The sequence below is a fragment of the Achromobacter sp. 01N37 genome (assembly GCF_056399725.1).
In genome coordinates, this window is the sequence record NZ_JBFTRX010000016.1 from 44291 (window position 1) to 63284 (window position 18994).

Annotated in this window: 16 protein-coding genes; 1 reads left to right on the top strand and 15 read right to left on the bottom strand. The window is 62.4% G+C overall.

The window, feature by feature from the left end; translation table 11 throughout:
* Nucleotides 1-70: 70 nt before the first annotated feature.
* The 15 genes from AC1DSJ_RS25445 to ndk all read right to left on the bottom strand — a co-directional run bounded on the left by AC1DSJ_RS25445 (nt 71) and on the right by ndk (nt 15674).
* Nucleotides 71-1366, bottom strand: a complete 1296-nt coding sequence (locus AC1DSJ_RS25445; protein ID WP_476760412.1) for an adenylosuccinate synthase — start codon at nt 1364-1366, stop codon at nt 71-73.
* Between the two features lie 76 nt (nt 1367-1442).
* Nucleotides 1443-2600 carry an ATP phosphoribosyltransferase regulatory subunit gene (locus AC1DSJ_RS25450; RefSeq protein WP_054427454.1) on the bottom strand — a complete coding sequence of 386 codons (1158 nt, stop codon included), beginning with the start codon at nt 2598-2600 and terminating at the stop codon, nt 1443-1445.
* Nucleotides 2601-2866: 266 nt separating this feature from the next.
* A complete protein-coding gene (hflC, locus tag AC1DSJ_RS25455) occupies nt 2867-3769 on the bottom strand; it encodes a protease modulator HflC (RefSeq protein WP_054427453.1) in 903 nt (300 codons plus the stop codon).
* 18 nt (nt 3770-3787) lie between these two features.
* Nucleotides 3788-5092, bottom strand: coding sequence for an FtsH protease activity modulator HflK (gene hflK / locus AC1DSJ_RS25460; protein ID WP_054427452.1), 1305 nt, complete (start codon nt 5090-5092; stop codon nt 3788-3790).
* Entirely contained in the window at nt 5058-6164 is a 1107-nt protein-coding gene (gene hflX, locus AC1DSJ_RS25465; RefSeq protein ID WP_054427451.1) for a GTPase HflX, read from the bottom strand. The genes hflK and hflX overlap by 35 nt, the downstream gene beginning before the upstream one ends.
* 84 nt (nt 6165-6248) lie before the next feature.
* Nucleotides 6249-6485 (bottom strand): RNA chaperone Hfq, encoded by a 237-nt coding sequence (gene hfq, locus AC1DSJ_RS25470; RefSeq protein ID WP_006218585.1) that lies wholly within the window; start codon nt 6483-6485, stop codon nt 6249-6251.
* A gap of 158 nt (nt 6486-6643) precedes the next feature.
* Entirely contained in the window at nt 6644-7717 is a 1074-nt protein-coding gene (gene hisC / locus AC1DSJ_RS25475; RefSeq protein WP_441372389.1) for a histidinol-phosphate transaminase, read from the bottom strand.
* Between the two features lie 3 nt (nt 7718-7720).
* Nucleotides 7721-9085, bottom strand: coding sequence for a ribosome biogenesis GTPase Der (gene der, locus AC1DSJ_RS25480; RefSeq protein WP_054427449.1), 1365 nt, complete (start codon nt 9083-9085; stop codon nt 7721-7723).
* A gap of 25 nt (nt 9086-9110) precedes the next feature.
* Nucleotides 9111-10268, bottom strand: coding sequence for an outer membrane protein assembly factor BamB (gene bamB / locus AC1DSJ_RS25485; RefSeq protein ID WP_054427448.1), 1158 nt, complete (start codon nt 10266-10268; stop codon nt 9111-9113).
* Between the two features lie 5 nt (nt 10269-10273).
* Nucleotides 10274-10912 carry a YfgM family protein gene (locus AC1DSJ_RS25490; RefSeq protein WP_054427447.1) on the bottom strand — a complete coding sequence of 213 codons (639 nt, stop codon included), beginning with the start codon at nt 10910-10912 and terminating at the stop codon, nt 10274-10276.
* A gap of 3 nt (nt 10913-10915) precedes the next feature.
* Entirely contained in the window at nt 10916-12202 is a 1287-nt protein-coding gene (hisS, locus tag AC1DSJ_RS25495) for a histidine--tRNA ligase (protein ID WP_441372411.1), read from the bottom strand.
* Between the two features lie 56 nt (nt 12203-12258).
* Complete coding sequence (gene ispG / locus AC1DSJ_RS25500; RefSeq protein WP_054427445.1) at nt 12259-13545, bottom strand: flavodoxin-dependent (E)-4-hydroxy-3-methylbut-2-enyl-diphosphate synthase; 1287 nt, start codon at nt 13543-13545, stop codon at nt 12259-12261.
* Between the two features lie 13 nt (nt 13546-13558).
* A complete protein-coding gene (locus tag AC1DSJ_RS25505) occupies nt 13559-14053 on the bottom strand; it encodes a helix-turn-helix domain-containing protein (protein ID WP_054427444.1) in 495 nt (164 codons plus the stop codon).
* Nucleotides 14050-15204, bottom strand: coding sequence for a dual-specificity RNA methyltransferase RlmN (rlmN, locus tag AC1DSJ_RS25510; RefSeq protein ID WP_046803686.1), 1155 nt, complete (start codon nt 15202-15204; stop codon nt 14050-14052). Before rlmN ends, AC1DSJ_RS25505 begins: the two co-directional genes overlap by 4 nt.
* 44 nt (nt 15205-15248) lie before the next feature.
* Nucleotides 15249-15674 carry a nucleoside-diphosphate kinase gene (gene ndk, locus AC1DSJ_RS25515; protein ID WP_054427443.1) on the bottom strand — a complete coding sequence of 142 codons (426 nt, stop codon included), beginning with the start codon at nt 15672-15674 and terminating at the stop codon, nt 15249-15251.
* A 405-nt stretch (nt 15675-16079) separates the two neighbouring features.
* On the opposite strand from ndk, the gene AC1DSJ_RS25520 reads away from it, so the two are divergent.
* Complete coding sequence (locus AC1DSJ_RS25520) at nt 16080-18974, top strand: valine--tRNA ligase (protein ID WP_441372390.1); 2895 nt, start codon at nt 16080-16082, stop codon at nt 18972-18974.
* Nucleotides 18975-18994: the final 20 nt, after the last annotated feature.

Genomic DNA, 18994 nt, shown 5'->3' on the forward strand with positions numbered 1-18994 from the left:
TCCTGCTTAAAGATACGAAAAGGCCGCCGCCGGTATGAGACCGGCGGCGGCCTTTGGAATAATAACCCGATCAGCCCTTCAGGGGATGACGCAGGACAATGGTTTCGTTACGGTCAGGGCCAGTCGACACCAAGTCGATCGGCACGCCGCAAACTTCGGCCACGCGCTCCAGGTAACGGCGAGCCGCTTCGGGCAGCTTGTCGTACTCGGTGATGCCAACGGTCGATTCCGACCAGCCCGGCAGCTCTTCCAGCACCGGCTGAGCCTGAGCCACAGCGTGGGCGCCGTAAGGCAGCACGTCGCGGAACTCACCGTTCACACGGTAGCCAACGCCCAACTGGATGGTTTCCAGACCGTCCAGCACGTCCAGCTTGGTGATGCACAGACCGGAAATGCCGTTCAGGCGAACCGAACGCTTCAGGGCAGCGCCATCAAACCAGCCGCAACGACGCGGACGGCCCGTGACCGAACCGAATTCCTTGCCGATGGTGGCCAGACGGGTACCGATTTCGTCGACCAGTTCGGTCGGGAACGGGCCCGAACCGACGCGAGTCGTGTAGGCCTTGGTGATACCCAGGACGTAGTCCAGTTGCTGCGGACCCACGCCAGCACCGGCCGACGCCGCGCCAGCCACGCAATTGCTGCTGGTGACGAAGGGGTACGTGCCGTGATCGACGTCCAGCAAAGCGCCCTGCGCACCTTCGAACAGGATGCGTTTGCCTTCCTGCTGCATGGCGTACAGATTGCTCGACACGTCCTTGACCATCGGCGCGATAGCCGGAGCCAAGGCCATGGCCTGGTCGCGCACTTCGTTGGCCGAAACCGCTTCGGCGCCCAGATACTGGGTCAGCACGAAGTTGTGGTAATCCAGCACTTCGGCGAGCTTCTCGTCGAACAGCTCGGGATTGAACAGATCTTGCACGCGCAGCGCGCGGCGRGCRACCTTGTCCTCRTAKGCCGGRCCGATRCCACGRCCGGTSGTGCCGATCTTGYCGKCGCCCTTGCGAGCTTCGCGCGCYTTGTCGATGGCGACGTGGTAAGGCAGGATCAGCGGGCAGATTTCAGAAATCTGCAGGCGCGAGCGCACGTCCAGACCGGCAGCTTCCAGCTCTTCGATTTCCTTGAGCAGGGCTTCCGGGGACAGCACAACGCCGTTGCCGATAAAGCAGGTGACACCGGGATGCATGATGCCCGACGGGATCAGGCGAAGAATCGTCTTCTTGCCATTGATCCACAGCGTATGGCCGGCATTGTGACCGCCTTGGAAGCGCACCACGCCCTGGACGGATTCCGCCAGCCAGTCGACGATCTTGCCTTTGCCCTCGTCACCCCATTGGGTGCCGATTACGACTACGTTCTTGCTCATGTTACGAATCAATATCGAGTTTCTCGGGAAATCCGGAAATCTCCCCGCGGCCCTCTCGTTTCCAAGAGGGAGTTAGTCACAGCGTTCTGACCGTCCAGGCGCCATCTTGCAGCGCCAGCTCGCGATCGCAAACGAATTCGTCCTGATCCTGCTCGTGACCGGGCAATACCTGAACGACAATTTCCCCTGACCGGCGCAGACGGCGAACCGCCTCGGTCAAGGCGGGGGCCTGCCCCCAGGGCGCACGAACTGCACGCGCCCGTTCCGCTGGCGGCAAACCTGCCGCCAGTTTGCGTAAATCCAGACTGAAGCCGGTGGCGGGACGCGCCCGGCCGAATGCACGGCTGACGTCGTCATAGCGGCCGCCACTGACCAGGGCGTCGTGCCAGCCTTCCGCGTACAGCGCGAACTTCACGCCAGAATGGTAGCCATAGCCACCCACGTCGGCCAGATCGACACCGAACGCGACATTCGGCATCGCATCCACCACCACCTGCAAGGCGTCGAGCGCCGCCGCCACACCCGGCAGCAACGGCAGGTCGCGCCGAGCATTCTTCAGCACTTCAGGGCCGCCATACAAATTCGGCAGCAACTGCAGCGCCTTCAGCGTTTCTGCGCGCATGCCAGGTGCACGCGCGGCCAATTCACCCAGCCCCGGCACGTCTTTCTCGCGCAACAGGCGGATGACGTCTTCAGCCAGAGCTACAGCCGCCGGGTCGGATTCGACGATGGCGCGAACCACACCCGGATGGCACAAGTCCAGACGGGGGTTACGAACACCAGCGATCGCCACCGTTTCCAGCACGAGCTGGATGATTTCCAGATCGGCTTCAAAACCGGCATGACCGTAAATCTCGGCACCGATCTGCAACAGCTCACGGCTGGACAGCAAGTCCGCCGGGCGGGCGTGCAGCACGTTGCCGCAATAGCACAGGCGGGTCACGCCAGCGCGGTTCAACAAGTGCGCATCAATGCGCGTGACCTGAGGAGTCATGTCCGCCCGCACGCCAAGCGTGCGGCCGGTCAGCTGGTCGACCAGCTTGCACGTGCGCAGATCCAGATCGCTACCGGTGCCGGACAGCAATGAATCGATGTATTCGACCAGGGGCGGCGCGACCAGCTCGAAGCCGTAAGTACGGTACAAATCGAGAAGTTCGCGGCGCAATTCCTCGATGCGCCGGGCCTCTGCCGGAAGTACGTCGGCAAGGCTCTCGGGCAGCAACCAGTTACCCATGAATGTTTACCTGAATAACGCCAAGTGATGCGTGGGCGTCGCCCAAACGAAAAAGCGGCTGAGGGGGCGTAAGCCCGCTCAGCCGCTGCGGAATGTTTTCTAGCTTACGCGGTATTGTACATGAGTCAGCGGCCAGCGCCAGCCGGGATTATGGTGGCGGAGAACTGTCCCTGGTTGCCCTGACAGGGGCACCGCATCCGTCGCCGCACCAGTAAAAAGCCCCTTGGATATCCAAGGGGCTTTTTGTCCTGCTACACGCGCGGCAATTACTTGGCCGGCACGGTAACGGGTGCCAGCGCATCGCCAGCCGGGTCCTTCATGAACTGGAAGAAGCTGGAGCTGGGGTCGACCACCAGCACGTCACCCGGCTTCGAGAACGATGCACGGTAGGCTTCCAGGCTCTTGTAGTACGTGTAGAACTGCGGGTTCTTGCCATAGGCCTGAGCGTAGATTGCTGCCGCAGCGGCATCGCCCTCACCCATGATGCCCTGGGCCTTGGCATAGGCCTGGGCCACGATCACTTCGCGTTGGCGGTCGGCTTCAGCGCGGATCTTTTCGCCTTCGGCGGCACCGATGGAACGCAGCTCGTTAGCGACGCGCGTACGCTCCGCTTCCATACGGCGATACACCGATTCCGAAATCTCGGGCGCGAACTCGATACGGCGCAGACGCACATCAACGATCTGCACGCCCAGAGGCTCGGCGCGCTTGGCTACGTTGGTGAGAATCTCGGCCATGATCTTGTCGCGTTCGGTCGAGACCACGTCACGCACGGTACGCACGTTGACCGAGGCGTTCAGCGCGTCGCGGATCAGCGCTTGCAGGCGCTCTTGCGCCACGCGCTCGTTGCCGCCCGTCGAAACGTAGTATTGGCGGGGGTCCGCAATACGCCATTTCACGTAGGAATCGATCAGCAGGTTCTTCTTTTCAGAAGTCTGGATGCGTTCGGCTTCGTTGGTTTCGATGGTCAGAATGCGCTTGTCGAGCGTCACGACATTCTGGAACGGCGGCGGGGCCTTGAAATACAGGCCGGGTTCACTAATGGTCTTGCGCACTTCACCCAGCGAGAACACCAGGGCGTAGTCGCGCTCGCGCACGACGAAGACGCAGGAAGACAGGGCAGCCAGCACAATGAGCAGGCCGACCAGGATGGGCATAAAACGTTGCATGATCAGGACTCCTCCGGGTTAGCGCGACGTACGGTCGCGAGGCAGCGTGTTGCTATTGCTGCTGCCGGAAGACTGAGGCGCCGGAACGGCATTGCCACGCAACGGCGGCTGAACCGGCGGACTGATCAACGCAGGCGAACCCGGGTTGCCGACATTGGACTTGCTGGCGTCTTGGGCGGCCAGATGCATGATCTTATCCAAGGGCAGGTACAACATGTTGTTGTTGCTCTTGGTGTCAACCATGACCTTGCTGGCGCGCGTGAAGATGTCCTGCATGCTTTCCAGGTACATACGCTGGCGCATGACTTGCGGCGCCTTTTCGTATTCGCCCAGGATGCTGGTGAAGCGCGACGTATTACCTTGCGCGTCACCCACAACCTTGGCCTTGTAACCTTCAGCTTGTTCGGTCATGCGGGAAGCCTGACCACTGGCCAGCGGCACAACCTGGTTGGCGTAAGCCTGGCCTTCGTTGATCTGGCGCTCGCGGTCTTGACCGGCCTTGACGGCGTCATCGAACGCGGCTTGCACCTGTTCGGGCGGCTGCACGTTCTGGATGGCGACGGTGCTGACCTGCACGCCACTTTGGTAGCGGTCCAGAATCTGCTGCATCAGCGCCTGCACTTGGGTGGCCACCGTCGTACGGCCTTCGTACAGCACGAAGTCCATCGACTGCTTGCCCACGACTTCGCGCATTGCCGTTTCAGAGGCCTGGCGGACGGATTCGTCCGGGTCGCGCGTCATGAATAGGTAGTCCGGCGCGCCATCGGCACGCAGACGATACTGAACGACGAACTGCATATCGACGATGTTCTCGTCCGTCGTGAGCATCAGCGACTCGGGCAGCACCTTGTTGCGCGAACCGCCACGGAAACCGACTTCAAACGTGCGCAGTTGCGACACGTTGACGATTTCCTGGCTTTGAATGGGGTACGGCAAGCGCCACTGGAAACCGGCTTGCGACGTGCTCTTGTATTTGCCGAATTGGGTCACAACCGCGACCTGGCCTTCTTGCACGATATAGAAGCCGCTTGCCAGCCAGACACCCGCCGCGACCAGAGCGATGACGCCCAGACCGATGCGCGCGCCACGCGGCGAAGGCGGCGTCATGCCGCCACGGTTGTTGGGGCGGTTATTGCCACCGCCACCGCCCTTGCGACCGAACAGCGATCCGATGCGATTATTGAAATCGCGCCAGACTTCGTCCAGGTCAGGTGGGCCGTCACCATTGCCTTGAGGCCGCTTCGGCGGCGGCTCGGAGCCATTGTTATTCCCACGACCCCAGCCGGGGTCATTCAGATTGAAGAGTTTGATAATTCGCGGCATTGTTTCCCACAATCTGTCCGGTCTCCGCAATTGCCCCGCGCAACGCGTCCAAACCGGCGCGCTCGGTGGCGCTTACAAATACTCGCGCAATCGTACCATGTGCATCGCGCTCCACTCGGGGTTCCAATCCAGCCCGGTCAATCTTGTTGTAGACCAGGATGGTTGGAATCGCGGAGGCGCCGATTTCAGCGAGGACCTTGTTGACTTCGAAAATCTGCTCGTCGCGTTGGGGGCTGGCCGCGTCGACCACATGCAGCAGCAAATCCGCATGCACGGTTTCTTCCAGCGTCGCCCGGAATGCGGCGATCAGGCCGTGAGGCAGATCGCGGATGAATCCTACCGTATCCGACACCACGACGGACCCGGCTCCTTCGATCCAGATGCGGCGAGTGGTCGTGTCCAGCGTCGCGAAAAGCTGGTCGGCGGCGTAACTGTCCGCGCGGGTCAGCGCATTGAACAGCGTTGACTTGCCGGCGTTGGTGTAACCCACCAGCGATACCGACAGCGCACCACCACGCGCTCGCGCGCGGCGCTGGGTCGTGCGCTGGCGCTCGACGCGATCCAGCCGCTCGCGCAGCGTCTTGACCTTGGCGCCGATCATGCGGCGGTCCATTTCAAGCTGAGATTCACCCGGGCCGCGCATGCCGATACCGCCGCGCTGACGCTCCAAGTGACTCCACATGCGCGTCAGACGCGTGGCCAGATGCTGCAATTGCGCCAGCTCGACCTGCAACTTGCCTTCATGGCTTTTTGCACGCAGCGCGAAGATATCCAGAATGAGCGCGACACGATCCACCACACGCAGATTGAAGACGCGTTCAAGGTTGCGTTGCTGGGCCGGCGACAAGGGTTGATCGAACAGAACGATGTCGGCCAGCAAGGCTTGCGCCATTGCCACGCCCTCGTCTGCCTTGCCGGAGCCGATGAAGAACTTGGCGTCGGGACGGTCTCGACGGGCAGTCAGGGTGCCGACGACTTCCGCGCCAGCGCCCTTGGCCAGCATGGCGAATTCTTCGGCATGGGCCGCGAAGTCTGGATCACCCAGATCAACGCTGATAATCAGAGCGCGCATACATGCACCATATTGGAGCCAAAGCGAAAATGCCCGCCGACGTTTACCGTCTGGCGGGCAATAAAAGGTACATCTGGAGCGAGATTACTCAGCAGGGACTTCCACCTGAAAGTTAACGGCGCGGGCGGGAACGACGGTGGAAATGGCGTGCTTGTAAACCATTTGCGTGACCGTGTTGCGCAACAGCACGACGTACTGATCAAAAGATTCGATTTGCCCTTGAAGCTTGATACCGTTCACCAAGTAAATCGACACGGGCACATGATCCTTGCGCAGCGTGTTCAGGAACGGATCTTGCAGAGTTTGCCCTTTATTGCTCATTGGCCAGGCTCCATTTGTTTGTTATTGAGTGGTGGTGTGCTTTTTTGTACTGGTGGAGCACACCGAAACACGTACTCTACAGGGTTTTCCCGGGCCGTGCTACTTGACCCGGAAGCAAAAGTGACACCAGAGATTTCAAGCTGAAAAGCCCCTGAAGCTTACCCTTGCAGGACCTCCGCGAGCCCCTTCAACAGCAGGTCAACCTGCTCATCCGTGCCCACGGTAATGCGGAGAAACTGATCGATGCGCGCATGACGGAAATGGCGCACGATGATGCTGCGCTCGCGCAAGGCGGCGGCCAAACCTGCAGCGTCTTCGGAGGGGTGCCGCGCGAACACGAAATTCGCAGCCGACGGCAACACCTCAAACCCCAACGACTCCAAGCCTGCCGTCATCCGCGACCGGGTTTCGATCACGGCTTGGCGAGTCTTCTCAAAGTACTCTGTATCTTCCAGCGCCGCCACTGCGCCGGCCGATGCCAGGCGATCAATGGGGTAGGAGTTGAAACTGTTCTTTACCCGCTCGAGCCCATCAATGAGCTCAGCGCTGCCTACCGCGAAACCCACGCGCAGCCCGGCCAGCGAGCGCGACTTCGACAAGGTCTGCACAACCAGCAGATTGTCGTAACGGGCGACCAGGCCCACCGCCGATTCGCCGCCGAAGTCCACATAGGCCTCGTCCACGACGACCACTGCGTCGGGGTTGCCGGCGACGATGCGCTCAACTTCCGCCAAGCTCAGCGCGCGGCCGGTGGGCGCATTGGGATTCGGGAAGATGATGGCGCCCGCGGCACCGTTTGCGCCCGGCAGGTAATCATCAACGTTGATGCGGAAATCTGCGGTCAGCGGCAGCGTTTCGTACTGCACGCCATACAGGCCGCAGTAGACCGGATAGAAGCTGTATGTGATGTCCGGGAATCGCAGCGCACGATCGTGCTTCAACAACGCCAGGAAGACGTGCGCCAGCACCTCGTCCGAACCGTTGCCCACAAACACCTGGCCCGGCTCAACGCCAACCGTCGACGCAATCGCTTGGCGCAGACGGTCTGACGACGGATCGGGATACAGCTTGAGCGTATCGTCGCAAGCTGCACGGATCGCATCGAGCACCTTGGGCGACGGCCCGTAAGGATGCTCGTTGGTGTTCAGCTTGACCAGGTTCTGAAGCTTGGGCTGCTCGCCCGGCACATACGGACTGAGCGTCCCGACCACGGGACTCCAGAAACGGCTCATGGATCAGCTTTCCTGCGCGTAGGGGTTGTGCGAAGACTTGAATTCGATGCGCAACGGCGTGCCGGCCAGATCGAACGCATTGCGGAAACGCGTTTCCAGATAACGGCGATACGAATCGGGGATGGCGTCCAGCGCGTTGCCGTGAATGACGACCAGCGGCGGATTTTGCCCGCCTTGGTGCGCATAGCGCATCTTGGGACGGAAAATGCCCTTGCGCGGCGGCTGCTGCTGCTCGATGGCTGCTTGCAGTTCGCGCGTCAGTTTCGGCGTGGACAGCTTGGCGAATGCCGCGGCGTGCGCCGAATTGATCGACTTCAACAGCGGCTTGATGCCCTGCCCGCGCAGCGCCGAAATGGTGTGCATGCGTGCGAACGACAGGAAGCGCAGCTTGCGCTGGAATTCGCGTTCGATGCGTTCCTTTGCTTCGCCGTCCAGGCCGTCCCATTTGTTGATGGCGACCACCACGGCACGGCCCGTTTCCAGCACGAAGCCCGCGATGTGGGCGTCTTGTTCGGAAATTTCGGTGTGCGCGTCCAGCATCAGCAGCACAACGTTACTGGCCTCGATGGCCTGCAAGGTCTTGATGACGGAGAATTTCTCGACGGCTTCAAACACCTTGCCGCGCTTGCGCAGGCCGGCGGTGTCGATCAGCGTGTAGCGGCGGCCATCGCGGTCGAAATCGATTTCGATGGCGTCGCGCGTCGTGCCGGGCAAGTCGAACGCAATCACGCGCTCTTCGCCCATCAACGTGTTGATGAGCGTCGACTTGCCGACGTTCGGGCGGCCCACAATCGCCAGCTTGATGCGGTGATCGTGTTCGCCTTCAGCGTGATCTTCGTCAAACGGCTCTTCTTCGGCGGGCGGCTCGGCCAGATCTTTCAAGGCCAGTTCGATCAGGTCGACAATACCGTCGCCGTGCGCGGCCGAAATCGGATAGGGCTGACCCAAACCAAGTTCGTGGAACTCGGAGATGGCGGGGCCAAGACCCATGCCTTCTGCCTTGTTCACCGCCAGCAGCACGCGTTGCTGGCCAGACTTGCGCAGCAACTGGGCGATCTCGTGGTCATGCGCGTTCAGGCCGGCGCGGGCGTCCACCAGGAACACCACGACATCGGCTTCGGCGATGGCCTGCCGCGTTTGGCGGGCCATTTCGAGCAGGATGCCGTCTTTCGCGACCGGCTCGAAACCGCCGGTATCGATTGCGATGAACGGGATATCGCCTACCCTGCCCTCACCGTAATGGCGATCGCGGGTCAGGCCGGAAAAATCGGCCACCAACGCGGCGCGCGATCGCGTCAGGCGGTTGAAAAGGGTCGACTTCCCCACATTGGGGCGACCGACCAGGGCAACGACAGGCTTGAAAGACACGGTGTAAGGCTTTGTTCTATAGGTTTTAGTTGGCGCCGATCATGACGAGATTGCCATTGCCCGTCTGGACCAGCACACCTTGGGGGGTGGTTTGCGGCGGCGAAACGACGGCGCCTCCACCCACGGACAGCCGCGCCATCAGGCTGCCATCACTACGCGACAGGAAGTGCAAATAGCCTTCCAGGTCGCCGACTGCAAGCGCACCACCGAGCATAGCCGGTGCGGTGACCTGGCGGTTCTTCAGCGCCGCCTGCTTCCAGACATTGCCGCCATTATCCAGTGCAAACGCGTTGACGACGCTGTTCTGGTCGGCCGAGTAGGCGAAACGATCGTCCAGCGTCAAACCGCTGACGCTGGAGAAGTCTTTCGCCCACAGGGGACGGCCGCCAGCGGTGACGTCAAAGCAGACGATACGCCCTTGGTAGGCCACCCCGCAAAGGAGGTTACCCGCAATGCGCGGCACGCCGACAACGTCCGTCAGACGTTCGAGATCGCTGGCGCCGCGCGGGGTCGCCACGGTGCCTTCCCATTGCACGTTGCCGCTGTCGGACGCAATCGCCATCAGCTTGCCGCCCGGCAGGCCGGTGATGACCAGCCCTTCGGCCAGCACCATCTGCGACACGCTGCGCAGGGCGAGCGAGGGGCCGGGACGCTGCACGTTCCAGACACGCTCGCCGCTGTTGGCGTCAAACGCCTGGATGCGGTAGTCGCCGCTGCGGACCACGACGATGCCGTAGCCCACCACCGGCGGGATCGTGACGTCGCTGGTAGCGCGAACCTTCCACTTCACCTTGCCGTTGTCGTCAAAGGCGATCACGTCGCCGTCGGGCGAAGCCACGGCGGTCGTGGTGCCGTCGCTGCCGGCGCCGGCGGACAGCTTGCCGTCGGTCTTGGCCTTCCACAGGGGACGGCCGCTTTGCAGATCAAACTTGCCGACCGAGCCATCCGGCGTCGCGGCATAGACGGCGCTGCCCAGCACGGTGGGTGCAAAACCCAGGCCGGAACCGCTGCCAACCGATGCGGACCAGACCTGGCGCACGGACATGCCAGCCTTGTACTCGGTCAGGGGAGCGGGATCGTAACGGCCGTCATCATGGGAAAACAGGCCGCATCCGCCCAAGGCAAGCAAGCTTGCCAGGCAAACGGCGCCACGCCACGTACGACCAGGTGCAAATTTACGCATTACAGTCACGCTCCGCTCAGGGCATCCAATTTCAATTGCACAACCTGGGTCAGCGGGTTTGCCGTACCCAGGCCATCAATGGCGCTTTGCCATGCCGCACGCGCTTCGTCGCGCTTGCCTTGCGCAGCGAGAATATCGCCGCGGCGGTCAGCGAACAAGGCGGCGAAAGCGGCCGGCGGGTTGTTCAGTTGTGCAAGCGCCGGATCATATTGCTTTTGATCCAGCAGCATGCCGGCCAGACGCAGGCGCGCCACGGCTTGCATGGCGGGGTTCTTGCCTTGGCCGGCCAGCCATTCCAGCTGTTCGCGGGCGCCGGCTTCGTCCTTCTGGGCAGCCAGAGCTTGCGCTGCCACCAGCGCGCCACGGGCGGCGTAGCCGGTTGCCGGATATTGATCACGCAGCGTGGCGGCGGCGGTCTTGATGCGCACCGACGAATCGGCGCCGCCCAGACGGGCCGCATCTTCCAGCGCTTCAAAATAGCCCATGGCCTGATTGGCACGGTGCGATTCGTAGGCCTTCCAGCCCCACCAGCCGCCCCAGGCCAGCGCCACCACGGCAAACAGCGTCACAACAAGCGTGCCGTAACGGGCCCACCACGCCTTGATAGCGTCGAGTTTTTCCTGTTCTTCGAGATCGTATGCCATGCCTTAACCCTTGTTGTTCAGTACCGCAGCCAGGCCCGACAACGAAACCTGCTGCTGCGCGGCGTCGCCCTGGGCGTCCGCACGCAAATATTTGACGCTGGCGGTTTGTGACGCGACTTCATCGGCGCCAAGAATAACCGCAACCCGAGCGCCGCTGGCGTCGGCACGCTTGAATTGGGACTTGAAGCCCGCCGAACCGGCATGCACGATGACCGACAAGCCGGCATCGCGCAGGTCTTCGCCAACGCGGGCGGCCAGGCGCTGTGCGTCTTCACCCTGGTGCACGACGTAAACGTCGCACTCGGCGGGCGCCGCAAGCTCAACACTTTGTTCCCAAAGGTCCAGCAGGCGTTCCATGCCGATTGCGAACCCGACGGCCGGCGCGGGCTTGCCGCCCAGCAGTTCGATCAGGCCGTCATAGCGGCCGCCGCCGCACACGGTGCCTTGGGAACCGAGGCGATCGGTCACCCACTCGAATACGGTCAGGTTGTAATAGTCCAGACCGCGCACCAGGCGCGGGTTCAAGCTGTATTCGATGCCGGCTTCGGTCAGGCGCTGGCACACGCCATCAAAGTGAGCACGAGATTCCTCGCCCAGGAAATCGAACAGGCGCGGCGCGCTGTTGGCCATTTCCTGCATGGCGGGATTCTTCGTGTCCAGCACACGCAGCGGATTGGTGTACAGGCGGCGCTGGCCATCTTCGTCGAGGATGTCGCGATGCTTTTCCAGGTGCTCGATCAACGCGGCGCGGTGCGCGGCGCGTTCGGCGGGCTGACCCAGCGAATTCAATTCCAGACGCACGTCCTTCAGGCCCAGCAGCTTCCACAGGCGGGCCAGCATGACGATCAGCTCAGCGTCCACATCGGGGCCGGTGAAGCCCAGGGCTTCCACGTCGATCTGATGGAACTGGCGATAGCGGCCGCGCTGCGGGCGCTCGTGGCGGAACACGGGGCCGATCGAATACACGCGCTGCGGGCGGTCATAGAGCATGTTGTGCTCGATAGACGCACGCACGATGCCGGCCGTCATTTCAGGACGCATCGTCAGCGACTCGCCATTCAGCGCATCGGTGAACGTGTACATCTCTTTTTCGACGATGTCGGTGACTTCACCGATGCCGCGCGTGAACAGGCGCGTATGCTCAAGCACAGGCGTACGCACATTGCGATAGCCGTAGCCGCGCAGCCAGCCGCGCACGATTTCCTCGAATTGTTCCCAGCGGGCGCTCGGCCCGGGCAACACGTCATTCATGCCGCGTATGGCGGCGACTTTCTGGAAAGCTTGAGTCATCTTGATCATGCCGCATCACGCGCCTGCCGGCGCGCTTCACGGCTACACCCTTTCTTTTAATGAGAGGCGAGCACGCCGTAACGGCGCGCCACGTAGTCTTCGACGATGGCCTGGAACTCTTCGGCGATATGGTCGCCTTTGAGCGTCACCGTGCGTTCGCCATCCACGAATACCGGCGCCGCGGGCACTTCGCCCGTTCCCGGCAGACTGATTCCGATATCGGCATGGCGGCTTTCGCCCGGCCCATTGACCACACAGCCCATGACCGCGACGTTCATGCTTTCGACGCCCGGATACTGCGACTTCCAGACCGGCATCTGACGACGCAGGAAGGACTGGATGCTATCCGCCAGTTCCTGGAAGAATGTGCTGCTGGTGCGGCCACAGCCGGGGCACGCAACCACCATGGGGGTGAATGCGCGCAGGCCCATGGTCTGCAGGATTTCTTGCGCCACGACCGCTTCGCGGCTGCGGTCGCCACCGGGTTCCGGCGTCAACGAAATACGAATGGTGTCGCCGATGCCCTGCTGCAACAACACGGCCAGCGCAGCGGTGGACGCCACGATGCCTTTGCTGCCCATGCCGGCTTCGGTCAGGCCCAGATGCAGCGGGTAGTCGCAACGGGCGGACAAGTCGAGGTAGACGGCGATCAGGTCCTGCACGTGGCTGACTTTGCACGACAGGATGATGGCGTCGCGCCGCAAGCCGAGTTCTTCGGCCCGCTGCGCATTGGTGATGGCCGATACCACCAGCGCATCGCGCATCACGGCCTGGGCTTCCCAAGGCTGCGCGCGGCGGCTGTTTTCGTCCATCTTGCGCGCCATCAGCTCGTGGTCCAGGCTGCCCCAGTTCACGCCGATGCGCACGGGCTTGTCGTAGCGGCAAGCCACTTCGATCATCTGCGCGAAGTTGTCATCGCGACGCTTGCCGCCGCCCATGTTGCCGGGGTTGATCCGGTACTTGGACAGCGCCTGCGCGCATTCGGGAAACTGCGTCAGCAGCTTGTGGCCGTTGTAGTGGAAGTCGCCCACCAGCGGCACGTTCACACCCATGCGGTCGAGCTGTTCGCGGATGGCGACCACTTCACGAGCCGCCTCGGGCGTATTCACCGTGATCCGCACCAGCTCGGAACCGGCCAGCGCCAGTTCTTTGACCTGGATCGCGGTAGCGATGGCGTCCGCGGTGTCGGTGTTGGTCATGGACTGCACGACGACGGGGGCATCGCCCCCGATCATCACGACACGTTCGCCCCACTTGACCGCCACCGAGCGCGTGGCGCGGCGCGTAGCGGCCCCCACGGCGGGAGGCGGCGCGTCCTGGCAAGGCAGAGAGGAATCTTGCATCGGTGGAATCGGTTTACTTGGTCGGCTTCGGCAGCCAGTCGAACGGCAGCCATTGCTGCGGCAACCAGCCTTGCCAGAAGGCATACGCCACGCCGGCGGCCAGCACCAGCACGATGGCGATCAGCCACCCCCAGGAGGTCGAGGACGAACGGTCGTCATCGGCGCTGGACTGAGGAATGGAATTGGCCGAATGCAGCGCGCCCGGGCTCAGCTTCACCGGACCGGTGACGCGTGCTTTCGGGTCGAGCGAATCGACGATGGCTTGCGAATCCGCGCCCAGCAGGCGCGCGTAGTTGCGCACCAGGCCGCGAAGGGAAACGCCGGTGGGCAAGTCTGCCCACGCTTCGTTTTCCAGGGCTTCGATCTGCTTGGTAGAGAACTTGATGCGGCTGGATACTTCGTCTAGCGACCAGCCCTTGGACTGCCGCAGCGCGCGTAGCGCCGAGCCGACGTTGCCCGCTGCGCTTGCGGGCGTTTCAGAAACTGCAGAAGCGAAATCCTGCGTCATGCATGCACCTGTTTAATTGGTATGGTCTGGCGCTGTGCGGCATTGCGCTCGGTAATCCGAGTGCGGTCGCGCACTTCTCCGGCCAGTTGACCACAAGCTGCATCGATATCGTCGCCCCGGGTCTTGCGCACGGTCGTGATGATGCCGGCATCCATCAGGCGCTGCGCAAACACCTTTACGCGCGCGGAGTTGGAACGCTTCAGGCCCGACTCAGGGAAGGGGTTGAACGGAATCAGATTGAGCTTGCAGCGCAGCTGGCGTGCAATTTGGATCAGTTCCTTGGCGTGCTGGTCGGTATCGTTGATGCCATCCAGCATGCAATATTCAAACGTGATGAAGTCGCGCGGGGCAAACGCCAGATAACGTTCGCAGGCCGCCAGCAACTCCTTCAGCGGGTACTTCTTGTTCAGCGGCACCAGCTCATCGCGCAGCGCATCGTTGGGCGCATGCAGCGACACGGCCAGCGCCACCGGACAGTCTTGCGAGAGGCGGTCCATCATGGGAACCACGCCAGACGTGGACACCGTAACGCGGCGGCGCGACAGGCCGTAAGCGTTGTCGTCCAGCATCAGGCGCAGCGCCGGCAACACCTGGTCGTAGTTGAGCAAGGGCTCGCCCATGCCCATCATGACCACGTTGCTGATGACGCGCGTATCTTCGGTGGCTTTGGCGCTTTCCAGGCGGGCGGTGCCGATGTCGGCCTCCAGCACGCGCTTGGCCCACCACAGCTGGCCGATGATTTCGCTGGTTTTCAGATTGCGGTTAAAGCCCTGATGCCCGGTCGAGCAAAAGCGGCAATTCACCACACAGCCGGCCTGGCTGGAAATACAAAGGGTGCCGCGATCGTCTTCAGGAATGAAGACGGTTTCGATGGCATTGCCCTGCCCCACATCGAACAGCCACTTGCGCGTGCCGTCGGTCGAGCGCTGCTCGATGTTGACGGGCAAGGCTTCGATGCGGCAATTCGACGCGAGCTGGCTGCGGAATTCGCGAGCCAGGTCGGTCATGGCGTCGAACGAATCGGCGCCGCGCTGGTGCATCCAGCGCTGCAGCTGGCGAGCGCGAAAAGGCTTGCCGCCCCACTGCCCGACAAGTTCGGACAGGGCGGAGCCATCCAGCCCCAGCAGATTGATTCGTTCGACGGATTCCATGACCTGGGTAACGCTAAAAAACTAGAACAGTGCTTACGCGAAAATCAACGGCTGTGGATGTTGATTTCGGGGAAGAAGAAAGCGATTTCGACAGCAGCCGTTTCCGGAGCGTCGGAGCCGTGCACGGCGTTGGCGTCGATGCTGTCGGCGAAGTCGGCGCGGATGGTGCCGGGAGCAGCCTTCTTCGGGTCCGTGGCGCCCATCAGGTCACGGTTCTTCAGGATGGCTTCTTCACCTTCCAGCACTTGCACGAAGACCGGGCCCGAGATCATGAAATCGACCAGGTCCTTGAAGAAGGGGCGTTCCGAGTGCACGGCGTAGAAACGCTCGGCATCGGCGCGCGACAGTTGAGCCAGGCGGGCGGCGATGACCTTCAGGCCGGCTTGCTCGAAACGGCCGACGATCTGGCCGATGACGTTCTTGGCGACGGCGTCGGGCTTGATGATCGAGAGGGTGCGTTGGATGGACATAAGGAACTCCGAAAGCTGATTTCTGACTGGTTTCTAATGAATTGCCTGGCGTGGCTCTGCACTTGTCGGTGTCAACCTAGAAGTGTCATCGCGCTGTTGGCGCACAGGCGGTCCGGGTTGCTTGAACGATGCCGTTCGCATTCCGGGCCGTCCTGAACCACATGGCCAAGGCAGGGATTCGACACTGCCTACCGATCGGATGCGCCCTCAATTCTTGTTGAGAATACAGAAAGGTGAGCTTTTCGGCGCATATTTCTGAAGGAATCCTCAATGAATTCAGGGACTTCTAAAAGGTTTTCAGTAACCCGGTATTCTAACACGCTGAGAAGACCGCATTACATCTTAAAATGAGCGGTTTGCTGCCCGTATCCCTACGCCGGGCGCCCTGTTTGCCGGAACCCTGTAATGACTCAAGCTGCCCCCCCGAACGCCGCGAACCCCGCGAGCGACACCCCGGAACTCTCCAAGAGCTTCGAACCCTCCGAATTGGAATCCCGCTGGTACGCCGAGTGGGACAAGCGCGGGTACTTCACGGCAGGCCAGCACGTAAAAACGGGGACGGAAAGCCAGCCCTACGTCATCCAGTTCCCGCCGCCCAACGTGACGGGCACGCTCCACATGGGCCACGCCTTCAACCAGACCATCATGGACGGGCTGGTGCGCTACCGCCGCATGTCGGGCGACGACACCGTGTTCATTCCCGGCACCGACCACGCCGGCATCGCCACGCAGATCGTTGTTGAAAGACAGCTCGACGCCCAGAAGGTTTCCCGCCACGACCTCGGCCGCGAAAAATTCGTGGAAAAGGTCTGGGAATGGAAAGAAAAGTCGGGCAACGCCATCACCGAGCAGGTGCGCCGCCTGGGCGCGTCGGCCGACTGGCCTCGCGAATACTTCACGATGGACGACCGCATGTCGCGCGGCGTCGTCGAAACCTTCGTGCGCCTGCATAAACAGGGACTGATCTACCGCGGCAAGCGCCTGGTCAACTGGGACCCGAAGCTGCTGACCGCCGTATCCGACCTGGAAGTGCAGTCCGAAGAAACCGATGGCCACATGTGGCACATCCTCTACCCCTTCGTCGACGGCCCGCAAACCATCGTCGACAAGGACGGCCAGACCGTCACCTTGCGCGGCATGACCATCGCCACGACCCGCCCGGAAACGATGCTGGCCGACGGCGCGCTGTGCGTGCACCCCGAAGATCCGCGCTACCAGCACCTGATCGGCAAGGAAGTCGAGCTGCCGCTGTGCGACCGCAACATCCCCATCATCGCGGATGATTTCGTCGACCCCGCCTTCGGCACGGGCTGCGTGAAGATCACTGGCGCGCACGACTTCAACGACTACGCCTGCGCGATGCGCCACGACCTGCCCCTGATCGTGATCTTCACGCTGGACGCGCACATCAACGAAAACGGCCCCAAGCAGTTCCAGGGACTGGAGCGCTACGAAGCCCGCAAGGCCGTTGTCGCCCAGCTGGATGCCGAAGGCTATCTGGTCAAGATCGAACCGCACAAGATGATGCAACCCAAGGGCGACCGCACCGGCGTCGTCCTGGAACCCATGCTGACGGACCAGTGGTTCGTGGCCATGAGCAAGCCCGCCCCGGAAGGCACGTTGAATCCGGGCAAGAGCATCACCGAAGTGGCGCTGGAAGTCGTGGCCGACGGCCGCATCCAGTTCTACCCGGAGAACTGGACCACCATCTACAACCAGTGGCTGAACAACATCCAGGACTGGTGCATTTCGCGCCAACTGTGGTGGGGCCATCAGATTCCGGCTTGGTATTCGGACGACGGCCAGATCTTTGTGGCGCACGACGAAGCGGGCGCCATCGAGCAGGCCCGCGCCGCTGGCGTGACGGGCGATCTGAAGCGCGACCCCGACGTCCTGGACACCTGGTTCTCGTCGGGCCTTGTGCCCTTCACGACGCTGGGCTGGCCGGACAACACGCCGGACCTGCAACGCTACCTGCCTTCCAGCGTGCTGGTCACGGGCTTTGACATCATCTTCTTCTGGGTCGCCCGCATGGTCATGCTGACCACGCACATGACCGGCCAGATCCCGTTCAAGCACGTCTACGTGCACGGCCTGATCCGCGATGCCGACGGCCAAAAGATGAGCAAGTCCAAGGGCAACACCCTGGACCCGGTTGACCTCATCGACGGTATCGACCTGGACGGCCTGGTCACCAAGCGCACCTACGGCCTGATGAACCCCAAGCAAGCAGGCGCCATCGAAAAGGCCACGCGCCGCCAGTACCCGGACGGCATTCCCGCCTTCGGCACCGACGCGCTGCGCTTCACGATGGCCGCTTACGCCACGCTGGGCCGCAACATCAACTTCGACCTGAAGCGCTGCGAGGGCTATCGCAACTTCTGCAACAAGCTGTGGAACGCCACCCGCTTCGTGCTGATGAACACCGAAGGCCATGACCTGACGGGTTCGGACACGGGCGAGACCTCGTTCGTGGACCGCTGGATCGTCAGCCAGATGCAGACGCTGGAAGCCGATGTGGCGCGCGGCTTTGCTGACTACCGCTTCGACAACATCGCCAACGCGCTGTACCGCTTTGTCTGGGACGAATACTGCGACTGGTATCTGGAACTGGCCAAGGTGCAGATCCAGACCGGTACGCCGGCCCAGCAACTGGGCACGCGCCGCACGCTGATCCGCGTGCTGGAATGCGTGTTGCGCCTGGCGCACCCCATCATTCCGTTCATCACGGAAGAGCTGTGGCAGAAGGTGTCGGTGGTGGCGGGCAAGCGCAAGGAAGGCGTTGCCGACAGCGTCAGCGTGCAGCCGTATCCGCAAGCCAACCCGGCCGCCGTGGACGCCGCGGCAGAAGCCGATGTGGCCGAGCTCAAGGCGCAGGTTGAGGCCGTGCGCGCACTGCGTGGCGAGATGAATCTGTCGCCCGCCCAGAAGGTGCCGCTGTGCACCCAGGGCGACGCGCCCACGCTCAAGCGCAATGCGCCGTATCTGGCCGCGCTGGCCAAGCTGAGCCAGGTCGATGTGCTGGACGTGCTGCCCGACGCCGGTGCGCCGGTCCAGGTCGTGGGCGCCAGCCGCCTGATGCTGCACGTGGAAATTGACGTGGCCGCCGAACGCATCCGCCTGGACAAGGAAATCGCGCGCCTGGACGGCGAGATCGCCAAGGCCAACGGCAAGCTGTCCAACGCCAGCTTCGTCGAACGCGCCCCGGCAGCGGTTGTCGAACAGGAAAAGGCGCGCATGGCGCAGTTTGGTGAAACGTTGCAGAAGGTGCGCGAACAGCGCGCCAAGCTGGGCGACTGAGCAAACGGCCTGGCCGCTTG

Coding starts and splice junctions, on each gene's coding strand:
- bamB (WP_054427448.1), bottom strand. CDS start 10,268: ATGCGTAAATTTGCACCTGGTCGTACGTGGCGTGGCGCCGTTTGCCTG.
- hflX (WP_054427451.1), bottom strand. CDS start 6,164: ATGCGCGCTCTGATTATCAGCGTTGATCTGGGTGATCCAGACTTCGCG.
- AC1DSJ_RS25520 (WP_441372390.1), top strand. CDS start 16,080: ATGACTCAAGCTGCCCCCCCGAACGCCGCGAACCCCGCGAGCGACACC.
- hisC (WP_441372389.1), bottom strand. CDS start 7,717: ATGAGCCGTTTCTGGAGTCCCGTGGTCGGGACGCTCAGTCCGTATGTG.
- hfq (WP_006218585.1), bottom strand. CDS start 6,485: ATGAGCAATAAAGGGCAAACTCTGCAAGATCCGTTCCTGAACACGCTG.
- ispG (WP_054427445.1), bottom strand. CDS start 13,545: ATGCAAGATTCCTCTCTGCCTTGCCAGGACGCGCCGCCTCCCGCCGTG.
- hflK (WP_054427452.1), bottom strand. CDS start 5,092: ATGCCGCGAATTATCAAACTCTTCAATCTGAATGACCCCGGCTGGGGT.
- AC1DSJ_RS25450 (WP_054427454.1), bottom strand. CDS start 2,600: ATGGGTAACTGGTTGCTGCCCGAGAGCCTTGCCGACGTACTTCCGGCA.
- hflC (WP_054427453.1), bottom strand. CDS start 3,769: ATGCAACGTTTTATGCCCATCCTGGTCGGCCTGCTCATTGTGCTGGCT.
- hisS (WP_441372411.1), bottom strand. CDS start 12,202: ATGACTCAAGCTTTCCAGAAAGTCGCCGCCATACGCGGCATGAATGAC.
- ndk (WP_054427443.1), bottom strand. CDS start 15,674: ATGTCCATCCAACGCACCCTCTCGATCATCAAGCCCGACGCCGTCGCC.
- AC1DSJ_RS25505 (WP_054427444.1), bottom strand. CDS start 14,053: ATGACGCAGGATTTCGCTTCTGCAGTTTCTGAAACGCCCGCAAGCGCA.
- AC1DSJ_RS25490 (WP_054427447.1), bottom strand. CDS start 10,912: ATGGCATACGATCTCGAAGAACAGGAAAAACTCGACGCTATCAAGGCG.
- rlmN (WP_046803686.1), bottom strand. CDS start 15,204: ATGGAATCCGTCGAACGAATCAATCTGCTGGGGCTGGATGGCTCCGCC.